Source organism: Mesonia sp. K4-1, assembly GCF_008017825.1.
In the GTDB taxonomy this organism is placed as follows: domain Bacteria; phylum Bacteroidota; class Bacteroidia; order Flavobacteriales; family Flavobacteriaceae; genus Mesonia.
The window spans coordinates 282,420-307,697 of sequence record NZ_VRLS01000052.1 but is presented as its reverse complement, the minus strand read 5'-3'; the positions used below and the strand labels follow the sequence as shown (position 1 = coordinate 307,697).

The 25,278-nt window shown below is 32.9% G+C and carries 24 protein-coding genes; 17 read left to right on the top strand and 7 right to left on the bottom strand.

The window, feature by feature from the left end; genetic code table 11:
- The first annotated feature begins 67 nt into the window (after window positions 1-67).
- From cyoE to tsaB, 15 genes are all read left to right on the top strand, one after another.
- Window positions 68-970, top strand: coding sequence for a heme o synthase (gene cyoE / locus FT986_RS09550; RefSeq protein WP_147864836.1), 903 nt, complete (start codon window positions 68-70; stop codon window positions 968-970).
- Complete coding sequence (locus tag FT986_RS09545) at window positions 961-1,542, top strand: cytochrome c oxidase subunit 3 (protein ID WP_147864835.1); 582 nt, start codon at window positions 961-963, stop codon at window positions 1,540-1,542. Before cyoE ends, FT986_RS09545 begins: the two co-directional genes overlap by 10 nt.
- Window positions 1,543-1,587: 45 nt before the next feature.
- Window positions 1,588-2,574 carry a cytochrome c oxidase subunit 3 gene (locus FT986_RS09540; RefSeq protein ID WP_147864834.1) on the top strand — a complete coding sequence of 329 codons (987 nt, stop codon included), beginning with the start codon at window positions 1,588-1,590 and terminating at the stop codon, window positions 2,572-2,574.
- Between the two features lie 20 nt (window positions 2,575-2,594).
- Window positions 2,595-2,960 carry a cytochrome C oxidase subunit IV family protein gene (locus FT986_RS09535; RefSeq protein ID WP_147864833.1) on the top strand — a complete coding sequence of 122 codons (366 nt, stop codon included), beginning with the start codon at window positions 2,595-2,597 and terminating at the stop codon, window positions 2,958-2,960.
- Between the two features lie 78 nt (window positions 2,961-3,038).
- On the top strand, window positions 3,039-3,677 hold the full coding sequence (locus FT986_RS09530; protein WP_147864832.1) for a hypothetical protein: 639 nt from the start codon (window positions 3,039-3,041) through the stop codon (window positions 3,675-3,677).
- 3 nt (window positions 3,678-3,680) lie between these two features.
- Window positions 3,681-4,301, top strand: a complete 621-nt coding sequence (locus FT986_RS09525) for an SCO family protein (RefSeq protein WP_147864831.1) — start codon at window positions 3,681-3,683, stop codon at window positions 4,299-4,301.
- A 7-nt stretch (window positions 4,302-4,308) separates the two neighbouring features.
- A complete protein-coding gene (locus FT986_RS09520) occupies window positions 4,309-4,845 on the top strand; it encodes a DUF420 domain-containing protein (protein ID WP_147864830.1) in 537 nt (178 codons plus the stop codon).
- Window positions 4,846-4,856: 11 nt separating this feature from the next.
- Window positions 4,857-5,078, top strand: coding sequence for a hypothetical protein (locus tag FT986_RS09515; protein WP_187248600.1), 222 nt, complete (start codon window positions 4,857-4,859; stop codon window positions 5,076-5,078).
- Between the two features lie 110 nt (window positions 5,079-5,188).
- Window positions 5,189-5,890, top strand: coding sequence for an ABC transporter ATP-binding protein (locus FT986_RS09510; protein ID WP_147864829.1), 702 nt, complete (start codon window positions 5,189-5,191; stop codon window positions 5,888-5,890).
- The gene (locus tag FT986_RS09505) at window positions 5,883-7,127 is read left to right on the top strand and encodes an ABC transporter permease (RefSeq protein WP_147864828.1); all 1,245 of its coding nucleotides are present in this window, start codon (window positions 5,883-5,885) and stop codon (window positions 7,125-7,127) included. The genes FT986_RS09510 and FT986_RS09505 overlap by 8 nt, the downstream gene beginning before the upstream one ends.
- A gap of 1 nt (window position 7,128) precedes the next feature.
- On the top strand, window positions 7,129-8,394 hold the full coding sequence (locus FT986_RS09500; RefSeq protein ID WP_111540688.1) for an ABC transporter permease: 1,266 nt from the start codon (window positions 7,129-7,131) through the stop codon (window positions 8,392-8,394).
- 20 nt (window positions 8,395-8,414) lie between these two features.
- Window positions 8,415-9,536, top strand: coding sequence for an efflux RND transporter periplasmic adaptor subunit (locus FT986_RS09495; RefSeq protein WP_147864827.1), 1,122 nt, complete (start codon window positions 8,415-8,417; stop codon window positions 9,534-9,536).
- A gap of 55 nt (window positions 9,537-9,591) precedes the next feature.
- On the top strand, window positions 9,592-10,923 hold the full coding sequence (locus FT986_RS09490) for a TolC family protein (RefSeq protein WP_111540815.1): 1,332 nt from the start codon (window positions 9,592-9,594) through the stop codon (window positions 10,921-10,923).
- 2 nt (window positions 10,924-10,925) lie between these two features.
- Window positions 10,926-12,221: an efflux RND transporter periplasmic adaptor subunit gene (locus tag FT986_RS09485; RefSeq protein ID WP_147864826.1), complete on the top strand. Its 1,296-nt coding sequence runs from the start codon at window positions 10,926-10,928 to the stop codon at window positions 12,219-12,221.
- A gap of 1 nt (window position 12,222) precedes the next feature.
- On the top strand, window positions 12,223-12,906 hold the full coding sequence (gene tsaB / locus FT986_RS09480; RefSeq protein ID WP_147864825.1) for a tRNA (adenosine(37)-N6)-threonylcarbamoyltransferase complex dimerization subunit type 1 TsaB: 684 nt from the start codon (window positions 12,223-12,225) through the stop codon (window positions 12,904-12,906).
- Here tsaB and FT986_RS09475 read toward each other — a convergent pair.
- Window positions 12,903-13,727, bottom strand: a complete 825-nt coding sequence (locus FT986_RS09475) for a mechanosensitive ion channel family protein (protein WP_111540682.1) — start codon at window positions 13,725-13,727, stop codon at window positions 12,903-12,905. The genes tsaB and FT986_RS09475 overlap by 4 nt on opposite strands.
- 76 nt (window positions 13,728-13,803) lie before the next feature.
- Window positions 13,804-15,825, bottom strand: coding sequence for a thioredoxin domain-containing protein (locus FT986_RS09470; protein ID WP_147864824.1), 2,022 nt, complete (start codon window positions 15,823-15,825; stop codon window positions 13,804-13,806).
- Between the two features lie 129 nt (window positions 15,826-15,954).
- Between FT986_RS09470 and FT986_RS09465 the strand changes: the two genes are divergently transcribed.
- The gene (locus tag FT986_RS09465; RefSeq protein WP_147864823.1) at window positions 15,955-18,219 is read left to right on the top strand and encodes an inorganic phosphate transporter; all 2,265 of its coding nucleotides are present in this window, start codon (window positions 15,955-15,957) and stop codon (window positions 18,217-18,219) included.
- 78 nt (window positions 18,220-18,297) lie between these two features.
- Here the strand turns inward: FT986_RS09465 and FT986_RS09460 are convergent, their stop codons facing one another.
- On the bottom strand, window positions 18,298-19,209 hold the full coding sequence (locus FT986_RS09460; RefSeq protein ID WP_147864822.1) for a NifU family protein: 912 nt from the start codon (window positions 19,207-19,209) through the stop codon (window positions 18,298-18,300).
- 218 nt (window positions 19,210-19,427) lie between these two features.
- On the opposite strand from FT986_RS09460, the gene FT986_RS09455 reads away from it, so the two are divergent.
- Window positions 19,428-20,447, top strand: a complete 1,020-nt coding sequence (locus tag FT986_RS09455) for a type IX secretion system membrane protein PorP/SprF (protein ID WP_147864821.1) — start codon at window positions 19,428-19,430, stop codon at window positions 20,445-20,447.
- Here the strand turns inward: FT986_RS09455 and murI are convergent.
- The 4 genes from murI to FT986_RS09435 form a co-directional block, all read right to left on the bottom strand.
- Window positions 20,444-21,235, bottom strand: a complete 792-nt coding sequence (gene murI / locus FT986_RS09450; RefSeq protein ID WP_147864820.1) for a glutamate racemase — start codon at window positions 21,233-21,235, stop codon at window positions 20,444-20,446. The two genes, FT986_RS09455 and murI, sit on opposite strands and share 4 nt — an antisense overlap.
- A gap of 81 nt (window positions 21,236-21,316) precedes the next feature.
- Window positions 21,317-21,832, bottom strand: a complete 516-nt coding sequence (locus tag FT986_RS09445; protein ID WP_147864819.1) for an OmpH family outer membrane protein — start codon at window positions 21,830-21,832, stop codon at window positions 21,317-21,319.
- A gap of 39 nt (window positions 21,833-21,871) precedes the next feature.
- Window positions 21,872-22,675, bottom strand: a complete 804-nt coding sequence (locus FT986_RS09440; RefSeq protein ID WP_147864922.1) for an OmpH family outer membrane protein — start codon at window positions 22,673-22,675, stop codon at window positions 21,872-21,874.
- A 35-nt stretch (window positions 22,676-22,710) separates the two neighbouring features.
- The gene (locus FT986_RS09435; RefSeq protein ID WP_147864818.1) at window positions 22,711-25,278 is read right to left on the bottom strand and encodes an outer membrane protein assembly factor; all 2,568 of its coding nucleotides are present in this window, start codon (window positions 25,276-25,278) and stop codon (window positions 22,711-22,713) included.

Sequence of the window (25,278 nt, the reverse complement as noted above, 5' to 3'; positions counted from 1 at the left end):
TAACAATAAAAGACGCTTGTTAAAAGGGTTTTAAACAGTATCTTTGCACTCCAAAATATTTTATTTTTTGAGTAAAGCCATCACAAATAATCAGTCTGTAGATCTTATTTCAGACTTCAAGGAAATCACCAAAATGCGTTTGGCTGTAAGTGTGGTTTTTTCTTCGGTTGCGGGGTATTTTTTGGGAGCAGAAGTTATAGACTTTGTTGAGTTGTTGCTTCTTGCAGTAGGAGGATATATGATGGTGGGCGCTTCTAATGCATTTAATCAAGTTATTGAAAAAGATTTAGATGTGTTGATGGATAGAACTAAAAATAGACCTATTCCATCAGGAAGAATGTCGGTTAAAAAAGCGTTATTTATAGCTTTTACGTTTACCATACTTGGTTTAGTGGTGCTGTATATCATCAATCCGGTGACTGCAATGTTTGGTGCTATTTCTATCTTTTTATATGTGAGTGTTTACACTCCGTTAAAAACCAAAACACCACTATCAGTTTTTGTAGGAGCTTTTCCTGGGGCAATTCCTTTTATGTTAGGTTGGGTTGCTGCAACTAATGATTTTAGTATAGAATCGGGGACCTTGTTTATGATTCAATTTTTTTGGCAGTTTCCTCACTTTTGGGCTTTGGGTTGGTGGTTGTATAATGACTATAAAAGGGGAGGTTTTTTTATGCTTCCTACAGGGAAAAGAGATAGAGGTACTGCAATTCAAATTATCTTATATACCATTTGGACTATAGCGGTCTCTTTGATACCTGTCTTTGGGGTTACAGGCAGATTATACTTAACACCTGTATCAGGAATATTAATACTTATTTTAGGTTTAGGTATGCTTTATTACGCCTATAAGCTATATGAAAATCGAGATGAAATTTCAGCAAAAAAATTAATGTTTGCTAGCGTTTCATATATTACTTTGTTACAAATAATTTATGTATTAGATAAATATATAAGAATATGGATTTAACTCAAGGAACAGAAAAAGAAAAGATTGAAAGATCAAAGAAAATGATGCTTTGGTTTGGGATCATTAGCATGGGGATGATGTTTGCTGGTCTAACGAGTGCTTATGTAGTAAGTAAGAATAGACCAGATTGGTTAAAAGATTTTCAATTACCTAATGCTTTTATTTATAGTACGATAATTGTTTTGGTAAGTAGCTTTACATTTCATTTTGCTAAAAAGGCAATTAAGGCTGGATCTTATAAGAGAGGTACAAGTTTATTAGGAGTTACACTGGCCTTAGGGTTAGCTTTTGTTTATTTACAATTTGAAGGCTTTAGTCAAATCTTAGAAAACGGATATTATTTTACAGGGAGTGCAAGTACGATCACTACATCATTTATATATTTGGTGGTAATGGCTCACTTAGCTCATATCTTTGCTGGGATTATTGTATTGTTTGTTGTAATTTATAACAATTCTAAACAGCGTTATAAAGTCGGTCAAATGCTTGGTATAGAACTGGGTGCGACCTTTTGGCATTTTATTGATGCCTTGTGGCTGTACCTGTTTTTGTTTTTATATTTCTTTAGATAAGAAAAATAACTATTTTTGCGTAATATTTAACATTAATTTCTTTTTATGGAAGCTACTGTTGTTAGAACAGGAACCGAAGGCAAAACTTGGGGAGGAGGCTCAAAATCTCCTTTAAAAGCAAGCTACGGAAAAATGATGATGTGGTTTTTTATCACTTCAGATGCTTTAACATTTTCTGCATTTTTGGCGTCTTATGGGTTCTCTAGATTTAAGTTTCTAGATTCTTGGCCAATCGCCGACGAAGTATTTAATCACTTTCCATTTATGCATGGGGTAGATGCTCCAATGTATTACGTGGCATTGATGACCTTTATCTTAATCTTTTCTTCTGTAACGATGGTATTGGCAGTAGATGCTGGTCACCATATGAAAAAAGCAAAGGTGACTCTTTACATGTTTTTAACCATTATTGGAGGGGTAATATTCTTAGGTTCTCAAGCTTGGGAGTGGAAAAACTTTATAAAAGGTGAGTACGGTGCTGTAGAAACTAGAGGAGGTCAAATTCTTCAATTTGTTGACTCAAATGGAGAGCGAGTAGCTTTGCACGATATTGCAACAACCTTAAAAGAAGATAGAGTAGCTCACGAAAGAAAAAATGGGCTTTGGTTTGTAGGAGATGATGCAGAACTTACAACCTACTCTATAGCTGAAATAAAAGAAGGTTTTAAAACTAAAGAGAATTTACTTGTTAGAACTCAAATGCTAGATGAAAATGGAGCAAAAACCATTTTAACTAGAGAAAAGTCACTTGCGATGCTGGATAAGCATGCAGTTGGAGTGGTAGAAGGAGCTAACTTAACACACAATGAATATGGTCCGCCATTGTTCGCAGATTTCTTTTTCTTTATTACAGGTTTTCACGGTTTTCACGTTTTTACAGGAGTATTGATTAATATCATTATATTCTTCAACGTGATCTTAGGAACTTATGAGAGAAGAAATAGCTACGAAATGGTAGAAAAAGTAGGTCTATATTGGCACTTTGTAGATTTAGTTTGGGTATTTGTATTTACATTCTTCTACTTAGTTTAATATAAAAAAGAATTAAAGAAATGGCACACGACGCAACTCATCAGCACGAAGGTTCGGCAACAAAGAAAATTTGGTCAGTTTTTGCAATCCTATCGGTAGTAACTATAGTAGAAGTTATTTTAGGAATTATAAAACCAGAATTTCTAATAAAGACAAGTTTTATTTATATGTCTTTATTAAACTGGATATTTATTGTCTTAACAATATATAAAGCATATTTAATTACTTGGTCCTTTATGCATATGGAGCATGAAACTAAAGGTTTGAGAAGATCTGTAGTTTGGACTGGAGTATTCTTAGTAGCATATTTAGTCTTTATCCTTCTTACTGAAGGAGATTATATTTACGAAGTTTACAAAGGAGGTTATATTTCTTGGAACTTCTAAAAAGTTAAAACACAAAAAAAGGCGGTTTATTAAAACCGCCTTTTTTATTTTTGCATACCCTTAAGTATCATAGCAAAAATGAAAAAATATACAGTTCTTTTTGTGCTCTTTGCACTTCCAATTTTGGCCTATCTTTTTTTCTCCTCTGGGGTTAATAATTTTGCTAAACTTCCGGTAATCACTCCAAATGTGAATGAGCTAACTGGTTTCTCTTCCGTAAATCAAAAGTCACTTCAATTTAAAGATAAAATTACGATTCTTATATTTTTTGGTGATAATATCAGCAAGATGGAGGGTAATGCCTTTAATCTAAATGAAAAGATCTACGATAAAAATTATAACTTTAAAGACTTTCAGTTTGTAGTTATTGCAAAAAAGGGTCAAGAGCAAGCCGCACTAAACTTAGAAAAAGATTTAGCTACAACTATCGATACTAAAAAGTGGAATTTTGCTTTCGCTTCCGCGGAAAAAATTGATGCTCTATTTTCTAGTTTGAATACAACCTTAAAATTAGATTCCGACTTATCAAATCCGCATGCATTTATCATTGATAAAGAAAGGAACTTAAGAGGAAGAACCGATGAAGACGATGCAACTAAAATCGAAAATTATGGTTACAATACGAGTTCGGTAGCTGAATTGAATAACGTGATGGATGATGATGTAAAGGTAATTTTAGCTGAATATAGATTAGCTTTGAAAAAGTATAATAAGTAAGTGATGAAAAACTATTCATACATAGGTATTTCTTTGGTAGTCCTTGTTTTTGGAATTTGGGCAGTACCTAAAATTATAGATAAGGTTAGTGCTCCAGACATGGCCGAAATTGGTACAGTACCTTCTTTTTCATTTACAAACCAAGACGGTAAGATAATCACCAATCAAGATTACGAAGGGAAAGTATACGTAGCTGAATTCTTTTTTACTACCTGCCCAACCATTTGTCCTAAGATGAATGAAAATATGATTAAGATTCAAGATGAGTTTTATGGTAATCCAAATTTTGGTATTGCTTCTTTTAGTATTAATCCAGAATATGATACTCCAGAAGTTCTTAAAGCTTACGCCGAAAAATATGGTGTAGCAATTCCTAATTGGCATATGCTTACAGGGGATAGAGAGGCTATTTATGAATTAGCTAATAAGGGATTTAATCTATACGCTGCAGAGAATAAAGAAATAGAAGGAAATTTTGAGCATTCGGGTTATTTTGCTCTCGTAGATCAGGAAGGCGTAATACGGTCTAGATATGACGATTATGGAAACCCTATAGCTTTCTACAATGGTTTAGATAAAAAAGATCTGGAGAAGTTAAAGGAAGACATTAAGAACTTATTATAGTTGAAATATGAGTACATTGAAGAAATCAGATAGAGTAGCTGTCCCTGTTATTATTATACTATCTATAGTTATTCCTTTAGCAGTTTTGGTATTAATGAATTTACCTGCACGCTATGATATTTTTGGTTTAGATATGGGGACTTATCCTTTCTTTCATGCTATTCTTAACGGAGCCACTTCTGTATTATTAATTGCAGGCTATATTTTTATTAGAAGAGGAGAAAGAAAATTACATCGTAACGTTATGATTACAGCATTTTTCTTGTCTTCAATTTTTTTAGTAAGCTACGTGATCTCAAAAATAAGTAACGATCCAACTCCCTATGCCGGTGAAGGTTTTCTAAGGCCTATTTATTTTTTCGTCTTAATTACACATATAATGCTGTCTGCTATTATTGTACCGTTAGTATTGTTTACAATGTATAGAGGTTTAACAAAAGAGTATGCAAAACACAGAAAAATTGCACGTTGGACATATCCAATTTGGCTATATGTATCTGTAACGGGTGTATTGGTTTATTTATTTATGTTACCTTATTATTAAAACAAGATAAAATGAAAAAAATAATTTCCTTTTTATTTATTGTTTGTACGTCTGTAGCTATTAATGCGGTTTATGCACAATGTTCCATGTGTAGAGCTGTATTAGAAAGTGAGGCAGATAGAGGTGCTGCGGAAGCTATTAACGACGGTATAATGTACCTCATGGTCTTTCCGTATATTCTTGTTGCAGGTGTTGGGTTTGCAATTTACAGATTAATGAGAACTAGCAAGTAACATAAATAAATGTTAATTTTAACATTTCTGTAACACTTTAATTGTAACTATTTCCCTTTTTGCAAGTCATATGGGTAACTACTTCTTTCCAAAGAAGAAAAATTAGCCAAATGATAGAAATTAAAGATCTTCATAAATCATATAAAACAGGAGCAACTTCACTGCACGTTTTAAAAGGAATCAACTTTAATGTTAAAGAAGGCGAACTAGTTTCTATTATGGGTTCTTCAGGATCTGGAAAGTCTACCTTACTTAATATCTTGGGTATGTTAGATGAAGCAGATACCGGTTCATATATGTTAGATAATGTGCCTATTAAGAACCTCAATGAAAAAATTGCAGCCAAGTATAGAAACAAATTTCTAGGTTTCATCTTTCAATCTTTTAACCTTATAAACTATAAAACAGCTTTAGATAATGTAGCTATGCCGTTATATTATCAAGGAGTAAGTAGGGGAGAGCGTTTAGATAGATCTATGGCCTATTTAGAAAAAGTAGGTTTGGCACCTTGGGCAAAGCATTTACCTAATGAGCTTTCTGGGGGTCAAAAACAAAGGGTGGCTATTGCAAGAGCTTTAGCTAGTGATCCTAAAGTTTTGTTAGCCGATGAACCTACAGGGGCTCTAGATACAAAAACCTCTTATGAGGTGATGGATTTAATTCAAGGTATTAACGATGAAGGAAAAACCATTTTGGTCGTTACCCACGAAGATGATATTGCGCACATGACCAAGCGTATTGTAAACCTAAAAGATGGTGTAATTATAGATGACTCTTATGTAGAACAAGTAAGAGCCAAAGACCATGTTTAATTTAGAGCGTTGGGAAGAAATATTTGAAACCATTAGCAAAAACAAGCTAAGAACTTTTCTTACGGGATTATCGGTGCTTTCTGGAATATTTATACTAGTAATTTTACTTGGAGTAAGCCAGGGAATGCAAAATGGAATTTCGTCTCAATTTCAAGATGATGCTGCCAATGTCATTTTTGTGTGGACGGGAGTTACCTCTGTAGAATATAAAGGTATGAATCCTGGAAGGGTCATTCAGCTTCGCAATAAAGATTACGACCATATAACCAAACTGCATAAAGATGAACTTGAATATAAGTCATCGGTTTACCGAATTTGGGGTGGGATGGTGACTTATAAAAAAGAATCTGGTAGTTATCGAGTAGAAGGAATTTATCCAGATTATCAATTTCTAGAAAATCAAACACTCATCAAAGGAAGGCACATTAATACTTTAGATATTGATAACAGTACTAAAAGTGTTGTAATTGGTAAAAAAGTGAATGATGATCTATTCAAAGATCAAGATGCTATTGGCAAGTACGTTAAAGTTTCTGGAGTAAATTTTAAGGTGATAGGTGTTTACTCAGATCCGGGAGGGGAAAGAGAAGAATCGAGAGTTTTTGTACCTATATCAACAGCACAAAAAGTTTTCAGTGGAGCAAATCGAGTTAACTTCTTATCTTTTAGTTTACCTATGGAAGATAATTTTGAAAAGGCAACTGCTGCTTCCGTAGATTTTTCAGATAAAATTGAAAAACAACTTAAAGAAACTCATGATGTAGCACCACAAGATGAAAGTGCTATTTCAGTTAATAACTCTTTAGAAAATGCGAAACGATTTTATGACCTTATGGGAATGATTAAAATGTTCTTTTGGTTTGTAGGTATTGCTACCATATTAGCAGGAGTTATAGGGGTAAGTAATATTATGCTTATTATCGTAAAGGAACGTACTAAAGAAATAGGAATTAGAAAAGCATTAGGAGCGCAACCTTTATCTATTGTGACGATGATTTTACATGAGTCCATTTTTGTCACGGCAATAGCAGGCTTCTTAGGCTTGTTCTTAGGTTTAGTGCTTTTAGAATTTGTAGGTCCTATGGTAGAAACTGAATTTATAGCTAATCCTTCAGTTAATTTTCAAATTGCCATAACCACAGTAATTATATTAATAGTTGCAGGAGCTTTCGCCGGATTTTTCCCAGCCTGGAGAGCGGCTAGAATTAAACCCATTATAGCCTTAAGAGACGAATAGTATGTTTAGCAGAGATAAATGGAACGAAATTATAGAATCACTAAGCTCAAATTGGTTTAGAACGATACTTACTGCTTTTGGCGTGTTGTGGGGAATATTTATACTTGTTATTCTCTTAGCCGCTGGGAAAGGTTTAGAAAACGGAGTAAAACAAGGCTTTGGAGGAATGGCGACTAACAGCATGTTTATGTGGACACAAACGGTTGCCAAACCCTATAAAGGATTACCTAAGGGGAGAAGATATAATTTTAAAACTAAAGACGTTCAGGCTATAAAAGATAACGTGCCGGGACTTCAATATGTTTCTCCACGTAATCAATTAGGAGGTTTTGGAGGCACTAATAATGTGGTTAGAGGCTTAAAGTCTGGAGCTTTTAATGTATACGGGGATTATCCAGAAATTATAAACCAACAACCTATGGATATTACTTCTGGGAGGTTTCTTAATTATAATGATCTTAATGAAAGACGTAAAGTAGCGGTTATTGGAGAAGGTGTTAAAACTACCATGTATGAGAATGATGAAGAAGTTTTAGGTAGTTATATAAAAGTGAATGGCGTTAATTTTCAAGTTATAGGTACCTATAAGAAGAAAAGTACAGGAGGAGGAAATTCAGAAGAAGATCAAAAAGAAATTTATGTGCCGTTTACCTCTTTCTCTCAAGCTTTTAATATGGGAGATATTGTAGGTTGGATGGCTATTACAGCAAATGATAATAATTCTATCACAGCATTGAAAAGTTCTATTTTTGATGTGATTAAAGAAAATCATACCATACATCCAGAAGATGATCGTGCGATAGGAAATTTTGATCTATTTGAAGAGTATACGAAAATTAGTGGCTTGTTTACAGCTCTAAATTTCGTTGCTTATTTTGTGGGAATTCTCGTCTTACTCTCGGGAGTAATAGGGATCTGTAACATTATGCTAATTGTAGTTAAAGAGCGAACTAATGAGATAGGTGTGAGAAGAGCTTTGGGTGCGACACCGTGGTCAATTCGAGGTCAAATTCTATTAGAGTCTATTTTCTTGACAATTATCTCAGGGATGGCCGGTATTATTTTAGCCACCTTAGTTCTGTGGTTGGTAAATTATGCTTTGGCTGCACAAGATAGTTCAGAAATGATGTTTATCAACCCGAGTGTAGATTTAGTCACAGTAATTATAGCCTTACTTATATTGGTGATTTCAGGTTTATTAGCAGGATTAATACCTGCACAAAACGCGATTAGAATAAAACCTGTAGACGCTTTAAGAACAGAATAAAAATAAAATCAATCTATAAAATGAAAAGAATACTAACCATCATTGTTTTAGTTGTCATAGGAATCTTGTTTTTTGGTTCTTTGTACTACTTATACCAAAAGAATCAAGAAAGTCCCGTTGTTTATGAGACTGAGAAACCTTCTAAGCAAACTATCGTTAAAGAAACAGTTGCAACTGGAAGTATTGTTCCTAAAGAAGAGATTTTAATCAAGCCTAACATATCTGGAATTATTGATAAAATTTATATCGAAGCGGGAGAAAATATTAAAGTTGGAGATTTAATTGCTTCTTTAAAAGTAGTTCCTAATGTCTCTAATTTGGCTAGTGCTAAAAACCAAATTACTTCAGCAAAAATAGAAATGGATAACCAAAAGCGTAATTATGATCGCCAAAAAGGATTGTTCGATAAAGGAGTGATTTCGGCTAACGATTTTGATCAAATAGAAGTTACTTACCGTCAATCTCAACAAACCTATAGAGCAGCTCAACAAACCTATGAAATTATTCAAACAGGAACCACTAGCGGAGTAGGAAATGCAGCGAATACTCAAATTCGTTCTACCATTTCAGGTATGGTCTTAGAAGTTCCAGTAAAAGAAGGAAATCAAGTAATTGAAGCCAATAACTTTAATGAAGGAACTACCATTGCTACGTTAGCTAATGTAGATAAAATGATTTTTGAGGGAAAAGTAGATGAATCTGAAGTAGGAAAAATTAAAGAAAATCTTCCGTTAGAAATAACGATTGGTGCTATTGAAAATAAAAAATTTGATGCCATTTTAGATTACATCGCTCCAAAAGGATTAGACGAAAACGGAGCTATACAATTTGAAATTGAAGGAACTTTAAAAAATCAAGATAGTACTTTTATTCGTTCAGGGTTAAGTGCGAATGCTTCTATTATTTTAGATAAAGTTGAAAATGTTTTAGCGATAAAAGAGTCTTTGGTTCAGTTTGATTCTGATAGTAAAGAGCCATTTGTAGAGGTAAAAACAGGAGAGCAGGAATTTAAAAGACAAGAGGTGAAGCTTGGCTTGAGTGACGGAATTTACATTCAAGTTTTAGAGGGTATAAATGAAAATGATGAGATTAAAGTTTGGAATCAGGTAAAACCTGCAGAGAACTTTGGTCAAAAAGACTAAGTTTAATTGTAACAAAACTATAATGAAATCTACATATATACATAGAAACCTTTTTATGAAATCAATATCTAGCTTTATTATTCTTTTTTTCTTGACATTTACTTTTCAAGCGCAAGAAAAAAAATGGACGTTAAAAGAGTGTGTTGAGCACGCTCTAGAAAATAATATTTCTATCCGTCAGTCTCAACTAGATGTAGATGCTGCAGAGCTAGACAAAATGGATGCCATTGGTAACTTAATTCCTACGGTAAACGGTTCAGCTTCTTATTCAACCAATACAGGTGCCAATATTAACCCAGTAACTAACCAATTTGAAAATGAAACATTTTCATCTATGACTGGGGGAATAAGTTCTAACTTAACATTGTTTGATGGTTTAAAAAATATTCGTCAGCTTCAAAGATCTAAATTGGCAAAATTGGCAAGTCAATATCGTTTAGATAAAATGAAAGATGATATTGCTTTAGCTGTAGCTAATTCTTATTTACAAGTATTACTTAATAAAGCTAACTTAGAAGTAATCAAATCTCAGAATATTGTCACTTTAGAACAATTAGAAAGAACCCAAGATTTAGTTGATGCAGGGGTTTTGCCACAAGGAGATATGCTAGAGATAAAGGCTACAGATGCGAGTGAGAAACAACGTATCGCTGTAGCGGAAAACGATGTAGAGATTTCTTTAATTAGTTTAGCTCAACTTTTGCTTATAAAAGATTACGAAAGTTTTCAAATAGTTGATGAAGGTTATGAGATCATCTCAACCGAGGTTACAGATATTCCTGTACAAGAGATTATCAACTCAGCTGAAGAAACTAGATCGGAAGTTAAAATAGCTGAACAAAATGTTCTTTTAGCTGAAAAAGATGTTCAAATAGCAAGAGGTAATTATTACCCGACACTTTCAGCTTTTTTTGGATATAACACTAGATATTCAGATAACGATTTTTTAGATAGAAATTTTACAGATCAATTATGGCAGAATGATGGTATAGGTTATGGGCTTCAATTAAACGTTCCTATTTTTAATGGACTATCGGCAAGAACTAATGTGAAGAGAAATAAAGTAAATTTAGAAAGAACTGAGTTTCAATTAGAGCAAGCAAAATTAGATTTAGAATCAAATGTGTATCAGGCTTATGTAGATGTAAAAGGAGCGCTTAAGGCTTATGAAGCTTCACAAACAGCTTTAGAATCTCAAGAGTTAGCTTATGATTATGCTAAAGAGCGTTATGATGTAGGTTTAACAAATGCCTTTGATTTTAGTCAGTCAAAATTGAGATTTGACAATGCTAAAATAGAAGTGAACAGAACTAAGTACGATTATATATTTAAATTAAAAGTTTTAGAATTATTTTTTGGTGTAGACGCAAAAGATATTAAGTTGTAATTATGAAAAAAAAGACACTTGTTATAATTGTTGCCTTAGTAGTAGCGGTTATTTTGTTATTGGTAGTTGGTAAAAAAAGCGGATGGTTTGGAAAAACAGGAAACTTTAAACAAGTTGAAATAACTGCCATTAATGAAATAGATATAACCGAAACGGTTTCGGCTACAGGAAAAATACAACCTGAAGTTGAGGTAAAGTTATCTTCAGAAGTTTCGGGAGAAATTATTGAGTTACCAATCCAAGAAGGTCAAGCCGTAGAAAAAGGAGACTTATTGGTAAAGATTAATCCAGATTTGTATCAATCTAGCTTACAGCGATCACAAGCAAGTTATCAAAATATTCAAGCTTCTTTAGCTCAAAGTAAAGCGAGTTTAAAGCAAGCAAAAGCAAATTACGATCGTAATAAAACTCTTTTTGATAAGGGAGTTATCTCAAAATCTGAATGGGATGCGATTGTATCTGAATATGAAATGGCTCAAGCCTCTAGAGAATCTGCTTATTATAATGTGCAAAGTGCTGCTGCAACGGTAAACGAAGCTAAAGATAATTTAGGCAGAACTACGATTTATGCACCTATGTCTGGGACAATTTCAAAGTTAGACGCCGAGTTAGGAGAGCGAGTAGTTGGTACACAGCAAATGGCAGGAACCGAAATTTTACGTGTAGCGAATCTTGCAGAGATGGAAGTTGAAGTAGAAGTAAATGAAAATGATATTGTTAAAATTGCAGTTGGTGATTCGGCAATTGTAGAAGTTGATGCCTATTTAGGTAAGGAATTTAAAGGAATTGTTACTGAAATTTCTAATTCGGCTGCAGATGATTTAACGGCAGATCAAGTAACTAATTTTGGTGTTAAAGTAAAGATACTAAAACAATCTTATGCAGAGTTAACTGAAGGAAAACCAGAAGATTTCTCTCCGTTTAGACCAGGAATGACTGCTACCGTTGATATCATCACAAGTAGAAAGAAAAATATTATTGGAGTTCCTATTAGTGCTATTGTGATCAAAAATGATACTACTTCCGTAAAGAAGAATATAAACGGAAACGATAAAGAACAAACTCCATCTGCAAAAAAAACAATTACAGATGAAACTTTTGAATGTGTATTTGTGAAAAATGGAGATGAAGTTAGGTTACAAGTTGTGAAAACAGGAATACAAGACGATACAAATATAGAAATATCTAAAGGCTTAAAGGTAGGGGACGAAGTAATTACAGGTCCGTATAACACGGTTACCAAGAGTTTAAAGGCTGGTGATAAAATAGAGGTGAAAGGCTCATTAGAAGATAAATAATTTGGCTTTAATATTATTATTAGAAACAACGACTGTCAATTGCTCTGTTGCTTTAGCAGAAGATGACAAGATTATAGCAATTAAGGAAGATAAAACTCCTGGGTATTCTCATGCAGAGAAACTCCATTTATTTATTGAAGCAGTCTTAACTGAATCTAATAAGACACTATTAAATTTAGATGCAGTAGCAGTTAGTAAAGGACCTGGCTCATACACAGGATTGAGAATTGGAGTTTCAGCAGCAAAAGGACTATGTTATGCTTTAAATTTACCTTTACTGTCGGTTGATACATTAACTTCAATAGCACATCAATATAAATCTTTAGACTTTGCTGATGGGTATGTTATTCCTATTTTAGATGCTCGTCGTATGGAGGTTTATACTTCTGTGTTTAAACTAGAAAATGGAGAGTTAATTTTAATCTCTCCTGTGGAAGCAAAAATAATAGATGAAAACTCTTTTGAAGAGTTGAAAGGAAATAAGCTTTTTGTTGGTGATGGAGTCGGGAAAATCGAAGAAGTTTTATCTAATAAAAAGAATACTTCATTCTTACAATGCTTGCCATCTACCAAAGAAATGGCTTCAATAGCATTTAATAAATACAAAATAAGCGACATTGAAGATGTCGCTTATTTTGAACCTTTTTATTTAAAAGATTTTGTAATCAAAAAGAATAAGAATTAATCTTTAATAATATGAACGTCTCTCTGTGGGTAAGGGATTCCAATACCTGCAGCATCTAATCTTCTTTTAGCTTCTTCTATAGTATACCAGTGGCATCCCCAAAATTCATCGTTAGAAGCCCAAAACCTAAGTGATAGGTTAACTGAATTGTCTGCAAGTTCGGTTACGACTACTTGTGGCTCTGGGTCTTTATGAATGCCTTCTTGCTCTTTCATTAAATTTAACAGAATATCTTTTGCTTCCTTGATATTAGCATCGTAAGAAATCCCAATAGTGATGGCATCTTTTCTTTTCCCTTCTACGGTATAATTAATAATATTATCATTAGACAATTGACCATTAGGAATTACTGCTAATTGATTCCCGAAGGTGTTGATATGTGTGTAAAAAATAGATATTTCTTTTACACTACCAGAAACTCCTTGAGCTTCAATCCAATCTCCAATTTTAAAAGGTTTTAAAATGATGATTAAAACTCCACCAGCAAAATTTGCCAGAGAACCTTGAAGAGCTAAACCTATAGCTAAACCTGCAGCACCAATAATAGCAACTAAACTTGTGGTTTCAATTCCTAATTGGGTAATAGCGGTAATAAAAACTAGTATTTTTAGAGCCCATCCTAGAATGTTAACAATAAAATTCTCTAAAGCAGGATCGTAACTCTTCTTTTGAAAGAATTTTTTTACGTAGCGTACAATGATTTTTGCAATCCACCACCCAATTACTAGAATTGCTATTGCAGCAACTAAATTAGGTAGAAAGTCAATTAATTTTTGGCCGTATTCTTTGGCGTAATACTCAATGTTGTCTAATTTTTCCATGTAATATATTTTTAAGCAGGATAATAATTAGTTTTTTTGTTGTCCGAAACTTTTAGCTGTTTAAGTTTTGTTAAAATTAATTGAAATCAATTTGTTTTAATATTTCTATACGCTTTTTAGAAGGTCTCTTACAAGAATTTTCTTGACATAAAAGCATTTGATTTGAGATATCGCTTTCGCGGAAATCATATTGTTTAAGATTAACTGGAGTATGTAGAGTTAAAATTACATTAGGAAGATATTCTTCTAAAAAAACCTCTTTATTTTCTATACACTCTTTACCGAAACTTAAATGATAAAATGGATGAGATATATTTAAATAGGTGTTCATCCATTCGCTATAATTCGATGGGGTTTCTTGAAAAGAATTTTTGTATTTGTGTAGCATATTCATCGCGATCTCAATGTATTTGTCCTGATTTGTAATTTTTCCAATCATAAATAAGTTATGACACATGATTGCATTAGAACTTGGAATTACATTGTCGTGTACTTCAAAAAGATGAGCAAATAGTTGTTTATTTGATTTAGAAGCTAAGTAGAATAAATTTTCTTCTTCATCGTAAAATTCAGCGAAAGCGATATCAATAAGTTTTTGAGATTTTTCTAGCCAAGAATTTTCAGAAGTTATTTGATAGATTTGTAAGTAAGCTTTTATCACTAACGCATAGTCTTCTAATGTTCCTAGAATTTGCTTATTTCCTTCAACGTAACTCTTGTATAATTTCTCGTCAAACAAATTGTCCCACAGCGCTCTTGCAGTTTTCACAGCAAAAGTTAAGTGTTTTTCGTTTGCAGTAATTTTATAAGTATCTATAAAAGAGGATATCGTTAAAGCATTCCAACTAGTAAGGCATTTGTGATCGAGTAGAGGTTGAGGTCTATTATTTCTTTCTTCTTTTAAAGTAAGAAGACAACTATCTATTTTTTCTTTTAAATGAAACTCTTCTAGATGATAGTTTTGTGCAACCTTTTGTAGGTTTTGAGTTTGAATGAATACATATTTCCCGTTTTCCCAATATCCTGTATCATTGATATTAAAAATATCAGAAAAAAGAAGGAAATCTTCTTTTAGGATGTTTTGTAATTCTTTTTTTGTCCAAGTGTAAAAAGCACCTTCTTCTTGTTCTCCTTTATCATTTAGACTGTCGGCATCATAAGAAGCGAAATACAAATCATCATTACTTTTTAAATCACTTTCTATAAAAGCAATGGTTTTTGTGGCGATTTCTTTAAAGTATTCATCTTTAAAAACTTGATAAGCTTGGGCGTATAGAGATGTTAGTTGAGCATTGTCGTATAGCATTTTTTCGAAATGTGGGATATGCCATTTTTCATCTACACTGTATCTAGAAAAACCTCCCCCTACCACATCGTGAATTCCGCCTTGAGCGATTTTATATAGTGTAAGTTTTACGTAATTTAAAACTTCTTTGTTGTTTTCCTGAAATCCATAACGTAGTAAAAACTGTAATTGATTAGGCATCATAAATTTTGGAGCACTTTTATCTCCCCCATACTTATAATCAAAAATTTGTTGCCATTTTTTCAACGCATTTTGCAAATGATTTCTTTTAAATTCTGTGTCTATTGGTTCATCTATGAGTTGTGTAGAAAGAATGCCTTTCTCTAGCTGAAGAGCGTATTCTTCCATTTGGTTGGGGTCTTTTTGATGTAGATCTTTAAGTTGATGCAAAGAGCCTAACCATTGTTTTTCGGGTAAATAGGTAGCTCCCCAAATAGGTTTTCCGTTAGGTAGTGCGACGATATTAAGCGGCCAGCCTCCTTGTCGGGTCATAATTTGCAATGCTAGCATATAGATTTGATCTACATCGGGATGTTCTTCTCGATCAACTTTTATAGAAATAAAATGCTCATTCATAAGATGGGCAACCTCTTGTTTTTCGAACACTTCTTTTTCCATCACATGACACCAATGGCAGGCGGTGTAACCAATACTTATTACTAATAATTTATTTTGTTGTTGAGCTTCTCGTAAAGAATTTTCGTTCCAAGTTTGCCAATGTATAGGGTTATTGGCGTGTTGTAATAAATAGGGACTAGATTGGTTCTTAAGATTATTTTGAGAGAAATTCATTTAGTTGTCTTATTTTAGTTTTTTGTAATTCAAAACAGAATGTTTAAAATTAATGTTTTGGTAACAATTAAAGCAGTGAAAAGAATTATGAAATATACATTTTTGCAAATTCAGAAATAAGAAGTTTTTATGGAAAATATTTATATCGTAATGCTTACGATTTTATTTGCACTTGCAATTACCGATTTGGTTGTAGGAGTAAGTAATGATGCAGTGAATTTTTTAAACTCTGCAATTGGTTCTAAAGCCATTTCTTTACGTACCATTATGATTGTTGCCAGTATTGGTGTAGCGGTTGGGGCCATTTTTTCTAGTGGTTTAATGGAAGTGGCTCGTAAAGGGATTTTTGTTCCGAGTCAATTTTATTTTGATGAAATCATGATTATCTTTTTAGCCGTCATGATAACCGATGTTTTATTGTTAGATTTTTTCAACTCCCTAGGCTTACCAACTTCCACCACGGTTTCTATTGTTTTTGAATTATTAGGAGCTGCAGTAAGTGTAGCCTGTATTAAACTATATAACCAAGGTGAAGGTTATGAAATGTTGGCGCAATATATTAATACTTCTAAAGCATTAGAAATAATTGTAGGAATACTGCTCTCGGTCGTCATAGCTTTTACAATTGGTGCTTTGGTTCAATATTTATCTAGGTTAGTATTTTCTTTTCAATATGAGAAAAAGATTAAATATGTAGGTGCCATTTTTGGAGGACTTTCAATTACAGCAATCACCTACTTTATTTTTATTAAAGGAATGAAGAGTATTTCTTTTATTTCTTCGGAAGCAAAAGAGTATGTAAATGATAATACTCTAATTATTATTTTAGTTAGCTTTTTATTGTGGACATTGCTTTCTCAGCTACTTATGAGTATTTTAAAAATAAACATTCTAAAGGCGATTATTGTGATAGGAACCTTTGCTTTGGCTTTAGCTTTCGCAGGAAATGACTTAGTGAACTTTATAGGTGTTCCTATTGCAGCTTGGCAATCTTTTGAGTTGTGGCAACAAGCATATCTTGCTACAGGAGTTCTACCTTCTGAGTTTAATATGGAAGGACTTTCTGGTGCAGTACAAACTCCAGAGCTTTTATTGATTTTAGCGGGGGGAATAATGGTAGTTACATTATGGTTTTCAAGTAAAGCTAGATCGGTTGTAGATACAGGAATTAACTTGGCAAGACAAGGAGATGGAGTAGAGCGATTTGAGCCTAATACCTTATCGCGAGTAATCGTCCGTTATTCTGTGTACCTAACAAGTGGTATTTCTAGTGTTCTACCAAATTCCGTAAAGAATAAAATAGAAGAGAAATTTCAAAAACCAAAGGAGTTAATTAATGATAGAAGAATTGATGCTCCAGCATTTGATACCGTAAGAGCATCGGTAAATATGGTAGTAGCGAGTATTCTTATCTCTATAGGAACCAATTTAAAATTACCATTATCTACGACTTATGTAACCTTTATGGTGGCTATGGGTACTTCTTTAGCCGATAGAGCTTGGGACAGAGAAAGTGCTGTTTATAGAGTAGCAGGTGTTATCAATGTCGTAGGAGGGTGGTTTGTAACCGCAATTGTTGCCTTTATTGCTGCAGCTATATTTGCTGCAATTATTTGGTATGGAGGAATGATTGCTATTGCAGTTTTAGTTTTGTTGGCTGTTTTTCTTATTACGAGGAGTGCAATTTTACATACTAGAAAAGTAAAAGCTGAAAAAAATAAAAAACGTTTTAATAGAAATGATATCATTACTATTAACGAAATTACGATGGAAACGTCACAGAATATTTCTAACGTTATTCAGGGTATAAATAAGCGTTATGGGAAAGTAATCGATCATTTAGGTTACCATGATCTTGGGAAGCTTAAAAAGGATACTAAAAAACTTAATGTGCTTGAAGATGAGGTGGAAGAACTAAAAGATAATGTGTTCTACTTTATTAAATCTTTGGAGGAAAATTCTGTAGAGGCGAGTAGATTCTATATTCTCTTCTTAGATCATATGCAAGATATTGTGCAGTCGATTGCTCAAATAACTAGATCGAGTTATAAGCACGTTAACAATAACCATAAGAATTTGAAGTTTAATCAAATTCGAGATTTAAAAAGTATTGACAGAGAGTTACAGGTAGTTTTTCAAGAAATAATTGAAACTTTTGATACGCATTCTTTTGAGAATATAAATCAGATTATCGTTCAGAAACAAGCTCTCATCGAAAAAGTTTCAGAGCTAATTCAAAAACAGATTACACGTATTAGAACTTCAGAAACTAGTCCTAAGAATACAAAATTATACTTTGGTTTGTTATTAGAAACTAAAGATATGATCACATCAACGATTAGTTTATTACAGCTTTTTGAAAGCTATTATGATGATGCTAAACGAGAATTCTAGTAAATAGAACCGCAACATATATCAATAAAAAAGCTCCCAAATTGGGAGCTTTTTTTATGTATGATTAACCGTAAAAAATTATCCGTTAATAGCTTCTACTGTGTTTACTTTATTGTGAAGCATTTCTTTCAACATATTTTCAATTCCATTCTTAAGTGTATAAGTAGAAGAAGGACATCCGCTACAAGCACCTTGTAAAATCACTTTTACCGTTTTAGTTTCTTCATCATAAGAATCGAACATGATATTTCCTCCATCACTTGCTACGGCAGGTTTTATATACTCATCTAAGATCGCAACGATTTCTTTAGAAGTGTCATCTAAATTTTCGATAGATGGTGACGAGCTATTTACTATATCTTCTCCAGAAGATTTTTGTGTAGCTCCTTCTTCAAGAATCTGTTTACCATCTTCAATGTAACTTCTAATAAATTCTCTCAATTCTAAAGTAATATCATTCCAGTCTGCTACATCATATTTAGAAACCGAAACATAATTTTCATCTAAAAAAACCTCCTTCACAAAAGGAAAATGAAATAAAGCTTTAGCTAAAGGAGAATGTGATGCATCGTCAATATTTTTAAACTCTATAGATTGTAAAACTAATTTTTTATTAGCTACAAACTTCATTACTTTAGGGTTAGGAGTGCTTTCTGCATATACCGTTACCGGAATTTTTTTAGTTTGTTGAGAATCTTCTGTAATGATAACAGTACCATTATTTAAAAGGTCTTCTAGCTGATTTTTTAATTCTTCTTGCACATCTTCCCAAGCAACAATGTCATATTTTTCTATAGCAACAAAATTTTGTGCTAAATAAACCGTTTTAACAAATGGAAGATGAAATAATTTTTGTGCTAAGGGCGATTTTGACGCCTCATCAATATTTTTAAATTCATAGCTTTCATGATTGACTAAAAATTGATCAGCTTCAAATTTAACAATAGATTTATTGGTGGTAGACTTAACTTCTATATGGTAATTTTTCATAAACGCAAATTTTACGCAAAAATACTAAAAGAAATACAATGAAATGAATATATTTACGGCTTATATAGAGAAATAAAGTTTAATAGAAATTCCTCAAAGGATTCATATTTTATGTTAATTTTGTGATTTTTGTTAGAAAAACCATAAATAATGTGGTTATAAATTTTTTACTTTTTCTCAATTTGCTTTAATTTGACGAGATAATACCCTAAAAAAATATGAAGTCTATAAAAACCTACTTGTTTTTGGCAATTATTACATTACCATTTTTGTCTCAAGCTCAAGAACGTGGAATTCCAGTTTATACCGATTACTTAACTGACAACCTATATTTAGTACACCCTTCAATGGCTGGTGCTGGTATTAGAAATAAAATTCGTCTTACAGGGAGAAGACAATGGTTTGATGTAGATGATGCTCCATCTTTAGAAACTTTAAGTTTAAATGGGAGAGTTGGAGAGAATGTTGGAATTGGCGGGATTTTGTACAACGATAGTAATGGTCGATTTTCTCAACAAGGAGTTTACGCCACCTTTGCATACCACATATTGTTATCTAGAGATAGAGTAGATTTAAATCAATTATCTTTTGGTTTAAATGTGGGTGTTTTACAAGAGAAATTAGATGAAAGTGATTTAATTGGGGGAACTAATCCTAATGATCCTATTATTTCAGGAACAGAACAACAAGATTCTTATTTTAATGTTGATTTTGGAATGTCTTATTATTTCTTAGAGTTCTATTCTCATTTTACCGTAAAGAATTTAATTCCCCAAAAGCGTGATATTTTTTCAGATAACTTTGAGACCGATAATCAAAGACAATATTTACTGTCGTTAGGTTATGTAATAGCGCCTTATGGATCGGAGTGGTCTTATGAGCCTTCAGTTCTTTTTCAAATGAAAGAAGAAACTTCAGAGGCATCTATCGATGGTAACTTTAAAGTTTATAGAAATTTTGATTTTGGTCAACTTTGGGGAGGACTTTCTTATAGAAGAAGTTTTGATGGTGCAGAATACAGTACTGATGGATTGGCTAGTGTGGAAAATCAAAAATTACAATATGTATCTCCTTTCTTAGGAATTAATTATGGAGATTTTATGTTTGCTTATACTTACACGTATCAGGCAAACTCTGTAGTATTAAGTAATTCTGGTTTTCACCAAATAACTTTAGGATATACCTTTGGGAAGAACAAAGAACCTTACCATTGTAATTGTCCTGCTATTAATTACTAAAAATCTAAATAGGAGACCTTAAATTTTTCTATACGGTTATAATTTACCAAGTCGTCTAAGACTTTAGGATTTTTATTTGAAAAAAATATAGAGTCTTTTTCTAACTTATTGCTAAGCAGTTTTACATTTTGTAAAACTGCTTTTGTTTGTTTAGCTACCGCCTCTCCAGAATCTATAATTTGTACAACTTCAGGAAGTATCTCTTTAATTAATGGAATTAAATAAGGATAATGACTGCAACCTAGCACAAGATAGTCTATGCCCTTTGCTATCATAGGTTGAAGAAGTCTTATAAGTAAACTTCTTGTTTGTTCAGAGTTTAATAAACCTTTCTCTACAAGAGGGACTAATCCTTCTCCTATTACTTCTATTATTTCTGTATTTTTTGCAAACAGTTCAGATGTTTTAGTAAACAATTCGCTGGATAAGGTTCCTTTGGTGGCTAATATTCCAATAACTTTAGATTTACTTTGAAGTGCTGCAGGCTTAATAGCAGGCTCTATTCCAATAAATGGTACATCAAAATTAGCTCTTAATTCTTTAATTGCATTAGTGGTAGCGGTGTTACAAGCAACAACAATAATTTTTGCGCCGTGATCTAAAAGTAGTTTTGTGTTCTTATAGGATAAATCTATGATCTCTGCCTTGCTTTTAGCTCCATACGGAGCGTTACGGCTATCTGCTAAATAAATGATCTGCTCCTCAGGCAAAAGCTGCTGTACGGCTTTAAAAATAGAGGTTCCGCCAACGCCAGAGTCAAACATTCCAATAGGAGCAGATTTTATCATAGTTAAATTTTAATAGTAAAAATAAAAAAGCGTTTCCATTAATGGAAACGCTTTTTTACAATTTGTATAAATTTTATAGAATTAGATTCCTAACTCCTTCTTTACATCGTTTAATAAGTCATAACCATCGGCTAATAAAACACCTCCAGCACCTGTAGTAGAATCTAAAACGTAATCAAAACCTTTAGCTCTAGCTACCTTTTGAATAGCAGTTCTTGCTTTTTCATAAACAGGCTTTAATAATTCAGTTTCTTTCTTTTGTAACTCTTTTTGAGCGTTTTGCTGAAACTGAACAATTTTTTCTTGAGTAGCTTGTAACTCTCTTGCTCTAGAAGCATTTTCTTCTTCAGTCTTGGTAGTAGCTTCTGCTTGGTAACGTTGATTTTTGTTTTGAGCTTCTTTCAATAAATCGTCAATGTCTGCTCTATAAGTCTTTTCTAATTTTTCTAATTGAGACATAGCAGATTGATATGTAGGCATAGACTCAATAAGTTCTTGTGTCCCTACGTGAGCCACTTTAGAGGTTTGTGCATTAGTAAATGCAACTGCACCTAACATAAATGATACGGCTATTAAAACGGTCTTAAATTGTTTCATCTTTCTAAAAAATTAATTGTTGTTATTTAATTGTTTCTTTTATTTATTTCTAGCTTGTTCTAAGCTGTCTCTTCTTCTTTCTCTATCTTCTAATAACTTTCGTCTTCTCTCTTCATATTCTGCTTGTCTCGCTGCTCTTGCAGAATCTCTTTTCCTTTGGCGTTCGTCTAGCATATTTTCTCTTTCATCAACTTGAGCTTGTCTTTCTCTTTCTCTTTTCGCTTCTTCTGCAGCTTCATTTTTTGCTCCCTCAACAGACTTATATGGTTCGTTAGGATCAACGGCTACTTCATTAGCTCTATTTTCATTTTGAGTTTTTCTAGACGTTCTTTCGATCATCGTTAAAACCTGATCGCTAATATCATGTCGATTTGCAGAAAATAACATTAACGCTTCCGCGGAATTTTCAAAGATAAAATCATATTCTCTTTTAAGACCGATTTCTTGTACAGCATTAAAAACTTGATCTTGAACTGGCTGAACCAATTGTCTTTTTTGAATCATTAAATCTCCTTGAGCACCAAATCTATCATTTTGATAATCTAAAACTTTCTTCTCTTCAAAAGCAATCTCTTCTTCTCTTTCTTCTATAAGTTCTTTAGTTAAAAGAGCTCTTTCATTTTCTAAGTTTTGCTTCATATCATCAACATTTTTCATCATCAGTTCAATTTCAGATTTCCATTTCTGAACCTTGCTTTCTAATTGCTGACTAGCCTGTTGATATTCTGGAATATTTTTTAAAATATAATCCATATCAATGTAAGCAATTTTAATTCCTCTTTGAGCACTTAAGTTAAGGCTAAAGGCTATTGCTGTAATAAGAAGTAAAATGTTTTTTTTCATCATCTCTTGTTCATATTAGAAAATATCGTGCCAATTTAAAATTGCTGTCCGATAATAAAATGAGTTTCCCATCCATTAGCACCGTTATTTGTTCCAGGGATAGGGTCAAATCCATAACCGAAATCAATACCTAAAAGACCAAATGCAGGCATAAAAATACGTAAACCTAAACCAGCAGATCTACTTAGTTGAAAAGGATTAAAGTCTTTGAAGCCATCGTAACTAGCTCCACCTTCAACAAATGCTAAGGTATATATAGAAGCAGTTGGTTTAAGTGTAATAGGGTATCTTAATTCTAACGAATATTTATTGTAAATTGTAGCTCCGTCATTTCTACTTAAATTAGAACCAAGACCTCGATCTTTTGGTATTAATGATTGATTTGGATATCCTCTAAGCGCAATGTTTTCCCTTCCGTCAAGGCTGTATCCTCCTAAACCATCTCCTCCTAAATAAAATCTTTCAAAGGGAGGAATACCTCTATCGTTATCATAAGCGCCTAAGAAACCATATTCTGTGGCGGCTTTAAGTACTAATTTTCCTGCAATCTTATTATACCATTCTCCTTTAAATTTAATTTTGTAGTATTCTAACAGCTTAAATCTTTCTTGGTCAATCTTAGCTACATCGGCCTCTCCATTGGTTTGAAACTCTGGATCGTCACCTAAATTAGCATAATCTACACCATTCCAAGCTGAGTAGGGAGGGGTAACTTTTGCTGAAATATTAAATTTAGATCCACCCATTGGAAAAACAGGATTGGTGTATGTATTATCTCTGCTTAATCCAAATGTAATGGCGATATTGTTAGCGTATCCATCAGGGAATGTAAATAAACCTATATTATAGTTTTTTAAATTATAATGTTGATAACTTAGAGCTACAGATGCTGTAAAGAAATCATCAGGAATAGTAAGTCTCTTTGCTAAGCCTATAGAACCACCAGTAATTAAAAACCTTCTGTCTCTATCTGCTTCTCTTTCAAAAGCATCATAGAAATATTGAACAGTATGAGAAAAAGAGGTGGTTAAACGAATTGGTTTTTTTCCTCCTAACCAAGGCTCTGAGAATGATAAACTGTAAGTTTGATAAAAACTCGCTGCTTGTGCTCTTAATGATAAGGTTTGCCCGTCACCCATAGGTAAAGGTTTATAAGCATCTTTGTCTAAAATTCCCTTTAAAGAGAAGTTGTTAAAAGATAAGCCTAAAGTTCCTACAAAACCTCCGCCGCCATAACCTCCTTGAAGTTCTACTTGGCTAGCTCCACTTTCAACTACTTTGTAATCTAAATCTACAGTAGCATCAGCTGGGTTTACTTTAAAATCTGGAGAAAGTTGCTCAGCATCAAAGAAGCCTGTAGCTCCTAACTCTCTAACCGTTCTTACCACATCTTGCTTACTGTATTTTTGACCAGGTCTTGTTCTTATGTTTCGGTATATTACGTGATCGTTCGTTTTGTCATTTCCGGTAACGGTAATTCTATCAAAATAAGCAATTTTACCTTCTCTTACACGTATTTCAAAGTCTATCGTATCGTTATATATTCTTGTTTCAACCGGATTAATTTGAGCAAATAAATACCCGTTATTTTGATATAAGTTAGTTAAATCATCTGCATCTGGCTGAGTTGGATCACTAATTTTCTTTTCTAATAAGGTTCCATTATATACATCTCCTTTAGAAATTCCTAAGATATTTTTTAATTCTCTATCTGAATAAATACTGTTTCCTAAAAAACTAATATCTCCAAAGTAGTACTTATTGCCTTCTTCTAAATTAATGGTAAGCTCAACATCTTTTTCGTTTAGTTTAACAAGCGTGTCTGATACAATCCTGGCATCACGATAGCCTTTAGATTTGTATTTGTCTATAATTTTTTCTTTACCAAGCTCGTATTCATCTTCAATATACTTAGATCTCTTCCAAAATCTAAAGAAGCTTTTTTGCTTCGTTTTTAATTGACGACGTACTTTACCATCGCTAAAAATTTCATTCCCGTTAATGTGGATATCTGCAACTTTCACTTTTTCACCTCGATCTATTCTTAAGATCATATCTACTTGTTCGGCTTCAGAAACTTCTGCGGTATCTTTTACAGTATTTGTTCTTATATCTACTTTTGCATTAAGATAACCGTCTTGAGCATAAGAATTCTTAATATTATTTCTTGTTTTTGTAATTAAGTTCTCGGTAACTTTAGAACCTGCTTTAAGGTCATTATCCTTAATTATATCTTTTCGTTTCTTTTTCTTTTTAAGACCTACGATTTCAACTTCTTTTAACTCTGGTACCTCTTGAATTTCTAATTCTAAATCGGCTACATTTCCGTTAACATTGGTAACGTAGAGGTTAATGTCACTAAATAGCCCAAGATCCCAAAGCTTTTTGATAATACTGCTAATTCTGTCTCCTGGAATAAAGATCTCTTCTCCGGTTTTAAGTCCCGTAAAAGCAATCACAGTTTGCTCGTTGTAATTTTGGCTTCCCACAACACTAATTTCACCTACGGTATATTTTTTACCGTTGGCAATAGCTATATCTTGTGCCTGAGTGTGGTTAAATGCGAGTACACAAATTATTAAAAGTAATAGTTTCTTTAACAT

What these genes read in the sequence shown, in the direction of transcription:
- FT986_RS09545 (WP_147864835.1), top strand. Translation starts at nt 961, where the DNA reads ATGGATTTAACTCAAGGAACAGAAAAAGAAAAGATTGAAAGATCAAAG.
- FT986_RS09540 (WP_147864834.1), top strand. Translation starts at nt 1,588, where the DNA reads ATGGAAGCTACTGTTGTTAGAACAGGAACCGAAGGCAAAACTTGGGGA.
- FT986_RS09535 (WP_147864833.1), top strand. Translation starts at nt 2,595, where the DNA reads ATGGCACACGACGCAACTCATCAGCACGAAGGTTCGGCAACAAAGAAA.
- FT986_RS09530 (WP_147864832.1), top strand. Translation starts at nt 3,039, where the DNA reads ATGAAAAAATATACAGTTCTTTTTGTGCTCTTTGCACTTCCAATTTTG.
- FT986_RS09525 (WP_147864831.1), top strand. Translation starts at nt 3,681, where the DNA reads ATGAAAAACTATTCATACATAGGTATTTCTTTGGTAGTCCTTGTTTTT.
- FT986_RS09520 (WP_147864830.1), top strand. Translation starts at nt 4,309, where the DNA reads ATGAGTACATTGAAGAAATCAGATAGAGTAGCTGTCCCTGTTATTATT.
- FT986_RS09515 (WP_187248600.1), top strand. Translation starts at nt 4,857, where the DNA reads ATGAAAAAAATAATTTCCTTTTTATTTATTGTTTGTACGTCTGTAGCT.
- FT986_RS09510 (WP_147864829.1), top strand. Translation starts at nt 5,189, where the DNA reads ATGATAGAAATTAAAGATCTTCATAAATCATATAAAACAGGAGCAACT.
- FT986_RS09505 (WP_147864828.1), top strand. Translation starts at nt 5,883, where the DNA reads ATGTTTAATTTAGAGCGTTGGGAAGAAATATTTGAAACCATTAGCAAA.
- FT986_RS09500 (WP_111540688.1), top strand. Translation starts at nt 7,129, where the DNA reads ATGTTTAGCAGAGATAAATGGAACGAAATTATAGAATCACTAAGCTCA.
- FT986_RS09495 (WP_147864827.1), top strand. Translation starts at nt 8,415, where the DNA reads ATGAAAAGAATACTAACCATCATTGTTTTAGTTGTCATAGGAATCTTG.
- FT986_RS09490 (WP_111540815.1), top strand. Translation starts at nt 9,592, where the DNA reads ATGAAATCAATATCTAGCTTTATTATTCTTTTTTTCTTGACATTTACT.
- FT986_RS09485 (WP_147864826.1), top strand. Translation starts at nt 10,926, where the DNA reads ATGAAAAAAAAGACACTTGTTATAATTGTTGCCTTAGTAGTAGCGGTT.
- FT986_RS09475 (WP_111540682.1), bottom strand. Translation starts at nt 13,727, where the DNA reads ATGGAAAAATTAGACAACATTGAGTATTACGCCAAAGAATACGGCCAA.
- FT986_RS09470 (WP_147864824.1), bottom strand. Translation starts at nt 15,825, where the DNA reads ATGAATTTCTCTCAAAATAATCTTAAGAACCAATCTAGTCCCTATTTA.
- FT986_RS09465 (WP_147864823.1), top strand. Translation starts at nt 15,955, where the DNA reads ATGGAAAATATTTATATCGTAATGCTTACGATTTTATTTGCACTTGCA.
- FT986_RS09460 (WP_147864822.1), bottom strand. Translation starts at nt 19,209, where the DNA reads ATGAAAAATTACCATATAGAAGTTAAGTCTACCACCAATAAATCTATT.
- FT986_RS09455 (WP_147864821.1), top strand. Translation starts at nt 19,428, where the DNA reads ATGAAGTCTATAAAAACCTACTTGTTTTTGGCAATTATTACATTACCA.
- murI (WP_147864820.1), bottom strand. Translation starts at nt 21,235, where the DNA reads ATGATAAAATCTGCTCCTATTGGAATGTTTGACTCTGGCGTTGGCGGA.
- FT986_RS09445 (WP_147864819.1), bottom strand. Translation starts at nt 21,832, where the DNA reads ATGAAACAATTTAAGACCGTTTTAATAGCCGTATCATTTATGTTAGGT.
- FT986_RS09440 (WP_147864922.1), bottom strand. Translation starts at nt 22,675, where the DNA reads ATGAAAAAAAACATTTTACTTCTTATTACAGCAATAGCCTTTAGCCTT.
- FT986_RS09435 (WP_147864818.1), bottom strand. Translation starts at nt 25,278, where the DNA reads ATGTTAAAGAAACTATTACTTTTAATAATTTGTGTACTCGCATTTAAC.